Source organism: Methylobacterium currus, assembly GCF_003058325.1.
Lineage (GTDB): Bacteria > Pseudomonadota > Alphaproteobacteria > Rhizobiales > Beijerinckiaceae > Methylobacterium > Methylobacterium currus.
This window is the reverse complement of record NZ_CP028843.1, coordinates 1,882,632-1,895,379: the sequence shown is the minus strand read 5'-3', so window position 1 is coordinate 1,895,379 and position 12,748 is coordinate 1,882,632. Positions and strand designations below refer to the sequence as shown.

General features: G+C 71.9%; 10 protein-coding genes. 1 reads left to right on the top strand and 9 read right to left on the bottom strand.

Annotation, left to right across the window (positions count from 1 at the left end):
* Positions 1 to 22: 22 nt before the first annotated feature.
* Both DA075_RS08820 and DA075_RS08815 read right to left on the bottom strand, forming a co-directional pair.
* The gene (locus tag DA075_RS08820; RefSeq protein ID WP_099952874.1) at positions 23 to 238 is read right to left on the bottom strand and encodes a DUF2842 domain-containing protein; all 216 of its coding nucleotides are present in this window, start codon (positions 236 to 238) and stop codon (positions 23 to 25) included.
* 93 nt (positions 239 to 331) lie between these two features.
* Entirely contained in the window at positions 332 to 3,796 is a 3,465-nt protein-coding gene (locus DA075_RS08815; protein ID WP_099952873.1) for an indolepyruvate ferredoxin oxidoreductase family protein, read from the bottom strand.
* Between the two features lie 122 nt (positions 3,797 to 3,918).
* On the opposite strand from DA075_RS08815, the gene DA075_RS08810 reads away from it, so the two are divergent.
* Positions 3,919 to 4,398: an Lrp/AsnC family transcriptional regulator gene (locus DA075_RS08810; protein ID WP_099952872.1), complete on the top strand. Its 480-nt coding sequence runs from the start codon at positions 3,919 to 3,921 to the stop codon at positions 4,396 to 4,398.
* Positions 4,399 to 4,467: 69 nt separating this feature from the next.
* On the opposite strand, the gene DA075_RS08805 is transcribed toward DA075_RS08810, so the two are convergent.
* The 7 genes from DA075_RS08805 to DA075_RS08775 all read right to left on the bottom strand — a co-directional run bounded on the left by DA075_RS08805 (position 4,468) and on the right by DA075_RS08775 (position 12,617).
* Positions 4,468 to 5,385 carry an outer membrane protein gene (locus tag DA075_RS08805; RefSeq protein ID WP_099952871.1) on the bottom strand — a complete coding sequence of 306 codons (918 nt, stop codon included), beginning with the start codon at positions 5,383 to 5,385 and terminating at the stop codon, positions 4,468 to 4,470.
* Between the two features lie 321 nt (positions 5,386 to 5,706).
* The gene (gene pgeF / locus DA075_RS08800; protein WP_099952870.1) at positions 5,707 to 6,474 is read right to left on the bottom strand and encodes a peptidoglycan editing factor PgeF; all 768 of its coding nucleotides are present in this window, start codon (positions 6,472 to 6,474) and stop codon (positions 5,707 to 5,709) included.
* Positions 6,475 to 6,622: 148 nt separating this feature from the next.
* Positions 6,623 to 7,708, bottom strand: coding sequence for a class I SAM-dependent methyltransferase (locus DA075_RS08795; protein ID WP_099952869.1), 1,086 nt, complete (start codon positions 7,706 to 7,708; stop codon positions 6,623 to 6,625).
* Positions 7,705 to 8,613 carry a prolipoprotein diacylglyceryl transferase gene (lgt, locus tag DA075_RS08790; RefSeq protein ID WP_099952868.1) on the bottom strand — a complete coding sequence of 303 codons (909 nt, stop codon included), beginning with the start codon at positions 8,611 to 8,613 and terminating at the stop codon, positions 7,705 to 7,707. The genes DA075_RS08795 and lgt overlap by 4 nt, the downstream gene beginning before the upstream one ends.
* Before the next feature lie 250 nt (positions 8,614 to 8,863).
* Positions 8,864 to 10,420: a threonine ammonia-lyase, biosynthetic gene (gene ilvA / locus DA075_RS08785; protein ID WP_099956499.1), complete on the bottom strand. Its 1,557-nt coding sequence runs from the start codon at positions 10,418 to 10,420 to the stop codon at positions 8,864 to 8,866.
* 98 nt (positions 10,421 to 10,518) lie between these two features.
* Positions 10,519 to 11,592, bottom strand: coding sequence for an AbrB family transcriptional regulator (locus tag DA075_RS08780; protein WP_099956498.1), 1,074 nt, complete (start codon positions 11,590 to 11,592; stop codon positions 10,519 to 10,521).
* Positions 11,593 to 11,651: 59 nt separating this feature from the next.
* Positions 11,652 to 12,617, bottom strand: a complete 966-nt coding sequence (locus DA075_RS08775) for a LysR substrate-binding domain-containing protein (protein WP_099952867.1) — start codon at positions 12,615 to 12,617, stop codon at positions 11,652 to 11,654.
* Positions 12,618 to 12,748 lie beyond the last annotated feature (131 nt).

Genomic DNA, 12,748 nt, shown 5'->3' with positions numbered 1-12,748 from the left:
CGGATCAGTCAGCGGACCGGCGTCAGGCCGGGTCGCGATCGGGCCGCTCCATCCAGCGGATCAGCGGCATCAGCGGGAAGATCCAGGCGATCCCGAGGATTGCGTAGAGCACCGACTGCACCAGCGGCGGCGTCTGGGCGATGCGGCTGTCGGCGAGCGCCATGGCGACGGGCGCGTAGATCAGTACGAAGGCGATCATCACGATCGCCCCGACGAAGGAGCGGGTGCGGCGGCGCATGATGGGGCAACCTGAAACGGTGACGAAGCGTGAGACTTCGCCTACGCGAGGCCCCGCCCCGCCGCAATCCGGTCCGCCGACGCAGGCCGCGAACTATCCGGCCCGCGACAGCGGCGCCCCGGAATCGTTCCCGGCGCGGGCCGCCGCCAGCAGCGCGTCGCTGCGCGCGCGCCAGGCGGCGATCGCCCGCGCCTTCACCGGGCCGAAGCCGCGGATCTCCTGGGGCGCGGCGAGGAGGTCGCGGAGCGCCGCCGGATCGGCCCGGCCGACGAGGGCGAGGGCGGCGTCGATCTGCGCCTCGTACTCCGCCAGCACCGCCCGTTCCTCCCGCCGCTCGGCGATCAGCCACAGGGGGTCGAGGCGCCGGCCGCGCAAACCTTTGAGGGACGCGAGCCCGCGCAAGACCGGCAGCAGCCACGGACCGAAGGCGATCTTGCGCGGCTCAGACTCGCCGGGCGGCGTCCGGGCGAGGATCGGGGGCGCGAGATGGAAGGTCGGCCGCACCTTGGCCCCCGGTCCTTTGCCCTCGAACTCCTCGGCGAGGCGGGCCAGGAAGGCCGGATCGGACTGGAGGCGGGCCACCTCGTACTCGTCCTTGATCGCCATCAGCGTGAACAGCGAGCGGGCGACCGCCTCCGCCAGCACGTCGCCGCCCCGTGCCCGCACCCTTGCGACCCGGTCGCGGTAGCGCGCGGCGTAAAGCCCGTCCTGGTAGGCGGTGAGGTACTCGGCCCGGCGCGCCACCAGCGCATCCAGGTCCTGCGCGGGCGCGGGTTCCGGGGCGAGATGAGCCTCGACGAAGGCCGGATCGGCGGCGAGCAGCCGGCCCCAGGCCAGCGCCAGACGGTTGCCCGCCACCGCGACGCCGTTCAGCGCCACCGCCTGGTCGAGGGCGTCGCGGGAGACCGGGACCAGCCCGCATTGCCAGGCGAAGCCTAAGAGCAGCACGTTGGCGGCTTGCGCGTCGCCGGTCAGCCGCGCGGCCATCGCCTGCGCGTCGAGGCTGCGCAGCGCCCCGGCCCGGACCCGGCGGGCGAGCAGGTTCTCGAGCATCCGCGTGTCGATGCGGGCCTTCGGGTCGCGTAAGGAGGCGCCGGTCGGGATCTCGTGGGTGTTGGCGATGATCCGGGTGCGGGCGGGATCGATCACCGACGCCGCATCGGAGCTCGCCGCCACCACGAGGTCGCAGGCCAGGACCGCGTCGGCCCGGCCGCGGTCGATCCGCACCTGATGGAGCGCGCCCGGATCGTCGGCCAGCCGCACGAAGGAGAGCACCTGCCCGCCCTTCTGGGCGAAGCCCATGAAGTCGAGCACGCTGGCGCCGCGCCCTTCGAGATGGGCCGCCATGGTGATGAGGGCGCCCACCGTCACCACGCCGGTGCCGCCGACGCCGGCGACCAGGATCTCATAAGGCGCCGCGCCGAGGGCCGTGTCGGGCTCCGGGAGCGCGGCGGCGCGGGAAGCGACGGTCTCCGGCGCGACCGCGACGCCGGGCCGGCGCCGGGGCGTCGCGCCCTCGAGCGTCACGAAGGACGGGCAGAAGCCCTTGAGGCAGGAGAGGTCGCTGTTGCAGCCGGTCTGGTCGATGGCGCGCTTCCGGCCGAACTCGGTCTCGACCGGTACGACCGAGAGGCAGTTCGATTTCTGCTGGCAGTCGCCGCAGCCCTCGCAGACGAGGGGATTGATGACCGCGCGTCGCGCCGGTTGCGGGCTCGTGCCGCGCTTGCGCCGCCGGCGCGCCTCGGTGGCGCAGGTCTGGTCGTAGACCAGCACGGTGACGCCCTTCGTCTCGCGCAATTCCCGCTGCACGGCGTCGAGGTCGTCGCGGTGATGCAGGGTGACGCCGGGGCCGAGGGGATCGCGGGCGGCGCTCCTCGCCACCCGGGTGGGATCGTCCGACACCACGACGACCCGGCGCGCGCCCTCGGCCGAGACCAGGCGGGTGATCTGCGGCACGGTGAGCACGCCGTCGACCGGCTGGCCGCCGGTCATCGCCACCGCGTCGTTGTAGAGGATCTTGTAGGTGATGTTGGCCCCGCTCGCGACCGCCTGCCGGATCGCCGCGTGGCCGGAATGGAAGTAGGTCCCGTCGCCGAGATTCTGGAAGACGTGGGCCTGGCGGGTGAAGGGCGCCTGGCCGGTCCAGTCGACCCCCTCGGCCCCCATCGGCACGATGCCGGTGGTGTCGCGCTCCATCCAGTTCGCCATGAAGTGGCAGCCGATGCCGGCCCGGCCCTGCGAGCCCTCCGGCACCCGGGTCGAGGTGTTGTGCGGGCAGCCGGAGCAGAAATACGGCGTCCGCACCGGAAGCGGCCCGGAGGCTGCGGCGATGGACGGGATCTCCGGCGTCGCGACGGCGAGGCCGAGAGGGCGCAGGGCCTCGGCCAGGATCCCGGCGAGGCGCGAGGGGCGCAGCTCCTCGACCTCGGACACCAGGGGTTTGCCGGCCGCATCGCGCTTGCCGAGGATCCGCGGGCGGTGCTCGCTCGGCAGATCGTAGAGGCCGTCGCGCAGCTGGCGCTCGACGAGCGGCGCCTTCTCCTCGATCACCAGCACGGTCTCGACGCCCGCCGCTGCGCCTGAGAGTCCGGCGACGTCGAGGGGATGGACGAGGCCGACCTTCAGCACCGCGACACCGGCCGCGCGCAGCGAGTCCGGGTCGTGGCCGAGGAGCCGGAACGCTTCCATCGCGTCGCCATGCGCCTTGCCGACCGTGACGACGAGGAGGCGGGGGCGCTCCGGCGCCACCACCAGCCGGTCGAGGGGGTTGGCCCGGGCAAAGGCACGGATCGCCTCGAGCTTTTGCAGCGCGCGCGCCTCGATGGCGAGGCTCGGCAGATCGGGCCAGCGGATGTGCAGGCCGCCCGGCGGCGGGGTGAAATCGGGGGTCGCGAAGGACGGCAGCGGGGACAGCCCGACCGAGGCGGCGCCCTCCACCACCTCGGAGATCGCCTTGAAGCCGACCCAGGCGCCGGAGAAGCGCGAGGCGGCGAAGCCCCACAGGCCGTAGGCCTCGTACTCGGCGAGGCTGCCCGGGTGGATCACCGGCATGTGCCAGGCCGCGAGCGCGAGGTCGCTCTGGTGCGACATCGAGGAGGAGACGCAGCCGTGGTCGTCGCCGGCGACGACCAGCACGCCGCCCTTCGGGCTGCTGCCATAGGCGTTGCCGTGCTTGAGGGCGTCGCCGGAGCGGTCGACCCCCGGGCCCTTGCCGTACCAGAGGCCGAACACCCCTTCGACGGTGGCGGCCGGATCGAGGGCGACCCGCTGGCTGCCGAGGAGCGCTGCCGCCGCCAGATCCTCGTTGATGCCGGGCTGGAAGCGGATGCCGGCCTGCGCGAGGCGATCTTTCGCCCGCCACAATTCCTGGTCGACGGCGCCGAGCGGCGAGCCGCGATAGCCGGAGACGAGGCCGGCGGTCTTGAGCCCGTCGCGGCGGTCGATCGCGGCTTGCGACAGGAGGAGGCGCACCAGGGCCTGCGTGCCGGTCATGTAGGCCCGCCCGGCCGAGCGGTCGAAACGGTCGTCGAGGCGATAGGCGCGGTCGAGCTCGGGCATCGGCGGGGTCTCCTCGCCGTCAGGCTATGCCGGGCCCTGGAGCAAAACCTGCCTCTTTCACTTCCGCCACAGGGGCCATGGAGGTATGATTGATGCCGAAAACGCCAAAACGAGACATGCCCATGCCTGAACGGGGAGACGCGCCGGACCGCTTCGAGCGGGCGATCCTGGACGCGCTGCAGGACGATGCCCGGCTCTCGGTGCAGGACCTCGCGCAGCGGATCGGGCTGTCGACCTCGCCGACCTGGCGACGGCTGAAGGCGCTGGAGGAGCGGGGCATCATCCGCGGCTACGTCGCGCTGGTCGATGCGGCGGCGCTCGGCCACGGCCAATGCGTCTTCGCCCACGTGACCCTGGCCAAGCACGACCGGGAAGGCGTGGCGGACTTCGAGCGCGTCATCGGGCGCCGGGACGAGGTGCTGGAATGCTTCTCGACGACCGGACAGGCCGATTACCTGCTGCGGGTCGTGGTGCGGGATGCCCAGCACTACGAGCGCTTCCTGCAGGAGGCGGTGTTCTCCTGCCCGGCGGTGCAGCAGATCCACTCGAACTTCGCCCTGCGCGAGGTGAAGTTCAGCGTGAAGGTGCCGACGGGCGCATGATCGATTCGCAAAAAAAGAGCCCGGCCGTGAGGCCGGGCTCCGCTCCGTCCGAGTGACGGAGTGAGACGACTAGAAGCCGTTGAACTTGTAGTTCAGGCCGGCGCGGACGACCGCGAACTCGGTCTCGCGACGGTACAGGTTGGCCGGGCCGACCGACACCACGCCCGGCGAGAACACCGAGTACTGGGTGCCGTTGGTGGTCTGCGCGAACACGCCGTTGTTGCGGTTGCCCTGATCCAGGTTCACGTACAGGCCTTCGACCTTCAGGGTCACGGCCGACGAACGGAAGAAGTTCAGGAACGAGTCGGTGGGCAGAGCGTACTCGACGCCGCCGCCGACGACCCAGCCGGTCTGGAAGTTGTCGGAGGAGCTGTTCGGCAGGCCGAAGTCGCGACCGCCGCCCGAGCCGTAGGCGAAGCCGCCGGTGGCGTAGACGAGGGTGCGGTCCCAGGCGTAGCCGAGACGGCCGCGCACGGTGCCGAAGAAGTCCAGGCCCGAGATGCCGTTCGGGTTGAACACCAGGGTGCCGGGCACGATGCCGCCGCCCGGAGCGGTGGCGAAGGCGTAGCGGTTGCGGCTGCGGCCGAAGTCGACGTACTGGGCGTCGGCCTCGATGCCGACGACCACGCCCGAGCCCGGGGTGAACTGGTAGTTGTAGCCGATCTGGCCACCGCCGACGAAGCCGTCGTTGCTGTTGCGGTTGTCGAAGGCGAGCACGCCGTTCGTGGGCACGCCGGCGGCGGTCACGAACACGGTGTTGCCGAGGGTGGTGCCGGCCGGCACGCCGACGACGGTCGGGGCGCGGGTGTCAGCGGTGTTGAAGCCGTAGCCAGCGTTGAAACCGGCGTAGAAGCCCGTCCAGGTGAAAACCGGAACCGGCGTGAAGACCGGCGGCGGAGCAACGCGACGCGGCAGGTCGGCAGCGAGAGCCGAACCGGCGACGACGATGCCAGCGAGGGCGGTAGCGCTCTTGAGAAGCGACTTCATGGAACTGGTCCTTCCTACTATGCCGCGGCGACGGCGCCCGTTTGCGGGTCGGCGGTCAACCGAAGCAGTGTCCCCGACATACCCCGGTAGCTCCGGGAAAGCTGTGTCCTCGCGACAACGCTGGTGAGTTTCACCGCGGCCTTAACGGCTGTTCATCGCGAGCATTCCCTTGGCTCCTTACCCCCTCAACGCGCACCAATGGCCAAGGTTCACCGGCGCACACATTTTTTTGCTACGCTTGCCGGATCAATCCTAAAGAAAGCCGAACGGCGCCCTACGAGGTGCGAATCGAGCCCCTGAGCCGCCCCTGCGCGGCCCTCCTCACGGGGTCACCGCGATGGCCGAGACGAGCCGGCCGTAATCGGCCTCGCTCCGGTGGGTGGTGCGGCGATAGCTGAAGAATCGGTCCGGATCGGCGTAGGTGCACAGGCCTAAATTCGCCACCTCGCCGATTCCCGCCCGCCCGAGGCGGGCGACGATGTAGGCCGGCAGGTCGAACAGGCTGTGGGACTCGCGCTCCGGGCTGGCTGCGAAGTAGCGGGTATTCTCCGGATCCGCCGCCTCGAAGCGCTCACGGAATTCCGGGCCGACCTCGTAGGCCTGAGGCCCGATCGTCGGCCCGAGCACCGCCACGATGCCGGTGCGCTCGGCGCCCAGGCCCTCCATGGCGGAGAGCGTCGCCTCGATCACGCCGGTGAGCGCGCCCTTCCAGCCGGCATGGGCGGCGCCCACGACGCGGTTGACCGGGTCGGCGAACAGGATCGGTCCGCAATCGGCGGTGAGGATGCCGAGCGCCAGACCCGGCACCCGGGTCGCCATCGCGTCGGCGCGGGGGCGCTCGGCGAAGGGCGCCTCGACCACCAGGGCTTCCGCCGAATGAATCTGGTAGAGGCTCACCAGGTTCTCCGGCGGCAACGCGAGCTGCGCCGTCATGCGGCGGCGGTTCTCCCGCACCCGGGCAGGGTCGTCGCCGGAGCCGAGGCCGCCATTGAGGGAGGCGTAGAGCCCTTCCGACACGCCGCCCTTCCGGGTGAAGAAGGCATGGCGGATCTCGGAATGGGAGCTGAGCTCGGGCGCTTCGATGAACATCGCGGGATCGTCCTGGCGGCAAGGCGTCCCGCAGGATCGCCGGAAAATCGTGTCGAAAGCGGGAAGCTCGGTGTCCCTCACGAAACTCCCGGTCGACGACATCGCTCATCGTGGCCGCGTCGGCGCAACGGGAGTTTCGTGAGGTGCACTAAAATCCCGGCAGGCCCGGCTGGCCCGGGCCCGCGAGGCCCATGACCTTGAACAGGTGGCCCATGTCGCGGGGGGTGCGGTCGATCAGGCGGTCGGCCCCGGCCTTGACGGCGGCGGCCTGGACCGGGTTCGCCCGGGCGGCGAGGCGCTCGGCCCGCTGGGCGAGGCCGAGCGCGAGGAGGAAATCGGCCTGCGTCACCGGGCCGTGCACCACGGCGCCTTCCCCCGCGGCGGCGCGGGCGAGCGCCGCAAAATCCACCTGCGCGGTCAGGTCGGTCTCGCCCGGGGCCGCGAGCGGATCGGCGAAGCGGTGGCGCGCCACCGCCTGGAGCGTGTCGGCGGTGCCGCCATAGAGGTCGCCGTAATCGATGGCCGCGAGCGCGCCGCCCTCGCGGGCGAGGCGGCCGGCGATCTGGCGGATGAGGTCGAGGGCGACGGCCGGCAGGGTCAGGATCGCGCCCGGCGCGGCGTGCGGGGCGATCTCTGGCGCGGTGATCTCCGGCGTCGGATCGGGGCTCAATCCGAAGGCGAGGGCGTCGCCGTTCAGGCCCACTCGGCGCTCGCACCAGCCGCGCTCCGTGCGCTGGTACTGGCGCACCGGCAGGGCGTCGAAGAACTCGTTGGCGATGAGGATCGCCGGGCCGCCCGGTAGGGTGTCGATCGCGTCGTGCCAGGTCGGGGCGGCGTTCGCGAGCGCCCGCTCCTGCGCGGCCCGCAAGGTGGGGCTGGTCTCGACGAGGTGGAGGTCGGCGGCAGCCAAGCAGTCAGGCGCCGCAGCGCGCAGCGCCCGCAGCGCGTCCGCCATCAGCGTACCGCGGCCGGGGCCGAGCTCGACCAGGCGGAAGGGAGCCGGGCGCCCGAGACCGTACCAGACCTCCGCCGTCCACAGGCCCAGCAACTCGCCGAAGATCTGGCTGATCTCCGGCGCCGTGGTGAAGTCGCCGGCCGCGCCCAGCGGATCGCGGGTGCGGTAATAGCCGTGGACCGGGTGGCCGAGGCAGAGCGCCATGTAGCGCTCGATGGTGATCGGCCCCTCGACGGCGATCAGGCGGCGCAGCTCGCCGAGGAGCGGCGTATCGCTCACGCGGACTTCACTTCCGGCGACTCGGCCTCGGGCCCCGCCTCCGCTTCGAGCCGGGCCCGCGGCCGGGTGTCGCCGCGCCAGGCCCGCAGGATGAACACTGCGCCGATCAGCAGCATCGGCACGCAGAGCAGCATCCCCATGGTGATGCCGCCGCCGAGCGCCCCGACATGGGTGCCGAACAGGAAGCCGAGCTGCGGGTCGGGCTCGCGGAAGAACTCGCAGGTGGTGCGGGCGATGGCGTAGCCGACGACGAACAGGCCGCCGAGGAGGCCGGGGCGGCGGAAGCCGACGCGCCGGACCGCGAGCGCCATCAGGACGAACAGCACCAGACCCTCGGCGACGGCCTCGTAGAGCTGGCTCGGATGGCGCGGCAGCGGCCCGCCATTCGGGAAGACGATGGCGTAAGGAAAATCCGGCGCCGGCCGGCCCCACAGCTCGCCGTTCACGAAATTGGCGATGCGGCCGAAGAACAGCCCGATCGGCACCACCACGGCGGCGAGGTCGAGCATCGCGTAGGCGTTGAGGCCGCGGCGGCGGGCGAACAGGACCAGGGCCAGCACCGCGCCGAGGAAGCCGCCATGGAACGACATGCCACCGCGCCAGATCGCCAGGATCTCGGCCGGGTGCGACAGGTAGGCGGCCAGGTTGTAGAACAGCACGTAGCCGATGCGCCCGCCGAGCACGACGCCGAGCGCGACCCAGACGATCAGGTCGTCGATGTCGAGGGGGGTGGGCCGGCGCACCGCGCCCCAGAGCGAGGGGGACGAGACCAGGCGCTTGGCGTAGAACCAGCCGCCCACGAGGCCCACGATGTAGGCGAGGGCGTACCACTTGATCTGCAACGGCCCGATCGCGACCGCGACGGGGTCGATGGCGGGGAAGGGCAGGGCGAGGAGCGGAGGCATCGGGCGCGAGAGGTGAACCTGTGGCGGGGCGGCGTCAAGGCATTCGGACGGCGGCCGGCCGCATCACGGCCGGGCATCGATTCCCATCGCGGATCTCGACGCTTTTTTCATGACGAAACGGTCTCCGTTTCGTCACCGGACGCGCTTTCGCGGCCGGACGACTCACCGGGTCATCCTGGGGCTCGCCGAAAGGCGAGGACCCGGGATGACGAGGAGGGTTGGAAGTCGGCCAGCCAAATCGAGCAGGACCTCACGCCGCCGGCGCCACATTCATCGGCACCTCGCGGGGCTGGCCGTCGAGGAACAGCCGGTAGGCGGCGTTGTCGGTCTCGTCGTGGTGCTCGTAGCCGAGCTCGGCGAGCGCCGCGGCGAAGCGGTCGCGCTCGGCCTCCGGCACCTGGATCCCGGCGAGCACGCGGCCGTGATCGGCGCCGTGGTTGCGGTAGTGGAACAGCGAGATGTTCCAGGCGACGCCGAGGCTGTCGAGGAACTTCAGCAGCGCGCCGGGGCGCTCCGGGAACTCGAAACGCAGGAGCCGCTCGTCGGACAGGCCTGGCACCCGGCCGCCGACCATGTAGCGGACATGGAGCTTCGCCATCTCGTTGTCGGTGAGGTCGACGAGCGGATAGCCGAGGCCGCGCAGCTCCGCGATCAGGGCCTCCTTCTCCGGCCGGCCGCCGGCGAGCTGCACGCCGACGAAGATATGCGCCTCGGCGCCCGGCGCGTAGCGGTAGTTGAACTCGGTGATGGCGCGCCGCCCGAGCGCCCGGATGAAGGCGCGGTAGCTGCCGGCCCGCTCCGGGATGGTGACGGCGAACAGAGCCTCGCGGCGCTCGCCGATCTCGGCCCGCTCGGCGATGTGGCGCAGGCGGTCGAAGTTGAGGTTGGCGCCGCTGTTGATCGCCACCAGCGCGCCCGATCCGGCGACGCTGCCCCGCGCGGCGTATTCCTTGAGGCCGGCGAGCGCGAGGGCGCCCGAGGGCTCGGACATCGCGCGGGTGTCGTCGAACACGTCCTTGACCGCGGCGCAGATCGCGTCGGTATCGACCGTGATGACCTCGTCGAGATGCTGGCGGCAGAGCCGGAAGGTCTCGGCCCCGGCCTGGCGCACCGCGACGCCGTCGGCGAAGAGGCCGACCGTGTCGAGCACCACCCGCTCGTCCGCCTCGATCGCCGCCTTCATGCTGGCGGCATCCGCCGGCTCGACGCCGATCACCTTGGTCTCGGGGCGCATGAACTTGATGAAGGTGGCCACGCCCGCCGCGAGGCCGCCGCCGCCGACCGGCACGAACACCGCCTCGATCGGGTCGCCGTGCTGGCGCAGGATCTCGAGGCCGATCGTGCCCTGGCCGGCGATCACGTCCGGATCGTCGTAGGGATGGATGAAGGTCAGGCCCTGCTCGGCCTCCAGGATCTTGGCATGGGCATAGGCCTCGTCGAAGGCGTCGCCGTGCAGCACGACCTGACCGCCGCGGGACTTCACGCCCTCGACCTTGATCGCCGGGGTGGTACGCGGCATCACGATCACCGCGGTGACGCCGAGGCGCTTGGCCGCGAGCGCCACGCCCTGGGCGTGGTTGCCGGCCGAGGCGCAGATCACACCGCGGGCGAGCGCGTCCGCGGCCAAGCCGGCCATCTTGTTGTAGGCGCCGCGCAGCTTGAACGAGAAGACCGGCTGCAGGTCCTCGCGCTTGAGCAGCACCGTGGCGCCGAGGCGCTGCGACAGGCGCGGCATCGGGTCGAGGGGGCTCTCGATGGCGACGTCGTAGACGCGGGCGCCGAGGATCTTCTTGATGTAGTCGTGCACGGCTTCGTTCATGATTCGAGGGCGAGGGGCGCCTCGCCGGAAGCGCCGAAATAACGGGTTTCGCTGCGGGATGCGAGCTTGACTGGTGCGGTTTAGCCTCAGCGCGCCTCGCCGGCGCTGCGAGAGATCCACTTCGCCACCAGCGGGCCGGTGATGATCACCACGAGGAGCCGCAGGGTCTGAACGGCGAGGACGAAGGACACGTCCGAATGGGTGCCGACCGCGATGATCGCCACCGAATCGAGCCCGCCCGGGCTCGTCGCCAGGAAGGCGGTGAGGAGATCGATCGGCAGAAGGAAGGTCAGGCCCCAGGCCCAGAACCCGCACAGGCCGATCAGCCCGAAGGTCGCCACCAGCACGCCCGGCAGGGCGAACAGCGTCGCCCGCACGGTGGCGGGGGTGAATCGCAGGCCCACCGTCCAGCCGATGCCCGCATAGGCGAGCGCCAGCAGCCAGGAGGGCAGGGCCATGCCGGCGAGCCCGGTGGCGTGCAGCGTCGCCCCGATGGCGAGCGGGCCGATCAGGGCGCCCGCCGGAATGCGCAGGCGTAGGCCCAGCCAGGCGCCGATGCCCGCCACCGCCAGCGTGCCGAGGACCGCGAGCGGCGCCGGATCCATGTCGGCGCCGGGCGCGGCGGCGGCGCCCCCGGCGAGGAAGCGCGCGACCAACGAGGCGGTCAGCGCCACGCAGGCGACCCGGACGTACTGCATGAAGGCGACGAGGCGCGGATCGGCGCCGAAATCTTCCGCCATCGCCACCATGGCGGAGGCGCCGCCCGGCGACGAGCCCCAGGCCGCGGTGGTGCCGGGGAGCAGGCGGATGCGGGTCAGCACCCAGCCGGTGATCGCGGCGGCCACCACCGTGACGCCGACGACGGCCAGGATCAGCAGCCCGTCCTGCATCAGCGTCGCGGCGATCGAGGCGTTGACCGCGTGGGCGACGAGACAGCCGATCAGCGCCTGCGCGCCCTGGAAGCCGAGCCGCGGTACCCGGATCGGCGCGCCGCGGACCCCGAACACGATGGCTGCGAGCATCGGGCCGAGGAGCAGGGCGGCCGGGAAGCCGGCGAGATGGAAGAGGCCCGCGAGGGCGGCCGAGGCTAGGACGAGGCCCGCCCACAGGGCCGCCGCGCGGGGAAGCGAGCGACGGCAATCCGTCGAGGCGGGGTGCATGGCGTCCATGGTCGGGGAAAGAACAGGGTCCAGGGAAGAATGGAGCGTCGGCCGTGACGCTATACGGGAATCGTGCCAGCGTGGCGACCGGAGCCGGGCTCGGCCGGATGCCCGAGGGGCAGCGTTGCGTGCGGCGCATGCTGACGGAAGAATCCGGCGAGTTCGGCCAAGCCCTCGGCCCGCGGGTCGCTGGCACGCCAGGCGAGCGCGATGGTGCGGCGCGGGCCGTCCGGCCCGAAGCGGCGGCAGATCGTGAGCCCGGTCGGGTCGGGCCCGGGCGGGGCGGCGAGCGCCGGCAGCAGGGTGTAGCCGGCCCCCGCCGCCACCATCGAGCGCAGGGTCTCGAGGCTGGTGGCGTGGCGCCCGCTCGCCGGCCCGGCGCCGCAGGCCGCCACCGCCTGGTCGCGCAGGCAATTGCCCTCGTCCAGGAGCAGCAGGTCCGGGCCGGCGAGGTCGCCGGGGAGCGGCGGCTTTCCGCCCGCGAAGGCGTGCTCGGCCGGGCAGGCGAGCAGGAACGGCTCGTCGAAGAGGGGGGCGACCGTCAGCCCCGCCTCGGGGATCGGGAGGGAGATCAGGGCCGCATCGGCCCGGCCCTCGCGCAAGGCGTCGAGGATCTCCGCCGTGCGTCCCTCGCTCAAGCTCAAGGCGAGGTGCGGGAAGGCCTGGCGCAGGCCGCGCAGCACCTGGGGAAACAGGTAGGGCCCCAGCGTCTGGATCGCCGCCAGGACGAGGCGGCCCCGCAGGCCGCTCCCGGCCCCCTCGCGGGCGAGCAGCAGCAGCGCCCGCGCCTCCGCCAGCACCGCGCGGGCCTGGCGCACCACCGCCTGCCCGCTCGGGGTCATCAGCACCCGGCGGTTCGACCTCTCGAAGAGGGCAAGGTCTAACGCCTCCTCCAGCTTGCGCACCTGCACGCTCAAGGTCGGCTGGCTCACGGCGCAGCGCTCGGCGGCACGGCCGAAATGGCCCTCTTCCGCGACCGCCACGACGTATTCGAGATCCCGCAGGGACAGGCCGGATACGTTCATAGGCTGTGCCTATCAGAAACTTCGCAACGATGCATTTGTTTTCGGGTCACGCGGGGGTCATAGGTTGGAGCGAGAGCAGTTCCAGGGTGTTGGGCGGCCAGCCGACACCCCATGTGAGCGGTTCCTCGCGC

Excerpts from the sequence above, each read along its gene's own strand:
- pgeF (WP_099952870.1), bottom strand. The coding sequence starts at position 6,474 with ATGTTCATCGAAGCGCCCGAGCTCAGCTCCCATTCCGAGATCCGCCAT.
- DA075_RS08780 (WP_099956498.1), bottom strand. The coding sequence starts at position 11,592 with ATGCACCCCGCCTCGACGGATTGCCGTCGCTCGCTTCCCCGCGCGGCG.
- DA075_RS08810 (WP_099952872.1), top strand. The coding sequence starts at position 3,919 with ATGCCTGAACGGGGAGACGCGCCGGACCGCTTCGAGCGGGCGATCCTG.
- DA075_RS08820 (WP_099952874.1), bottom strand. The coding sequence starts at position 238 with ATGCGCCGCCGCACCCGCTCCTTCGTCGGGGCGATCGTGATGATCGCC.
- DA075_RS08805 (WP_099952871.1), bottom strand. The coding sequence starts at position 5,385 with ATGAAGTCGCTTCTCAAGAGCGCTACCGCCCTCGCTGGCATCGTCGTC.
- DA075_RS08815 (WP_099952873.1), bottom strand. The coding sequence starts at position 3,796 with ATGCCCGAGCTCGACCGCGCCTATCGCCTCGACGACCGTTTCGACCGC.
- DA075_RS08775 (WP_099952867.1), bottom strand. The coding sequence starts at position 12,617 with ATGAACGTATCCGGCCTGTCCCTGCGGGATCTCGAATACGTCGTGGCG.
- lgt (WP_099952868.1), bottom strand. The coding sequence starts at position 8,613 with ATGCCTCCGCTCCTCGCCCTGCCCTTCCCCGCCATCGACCCCGTCGCG.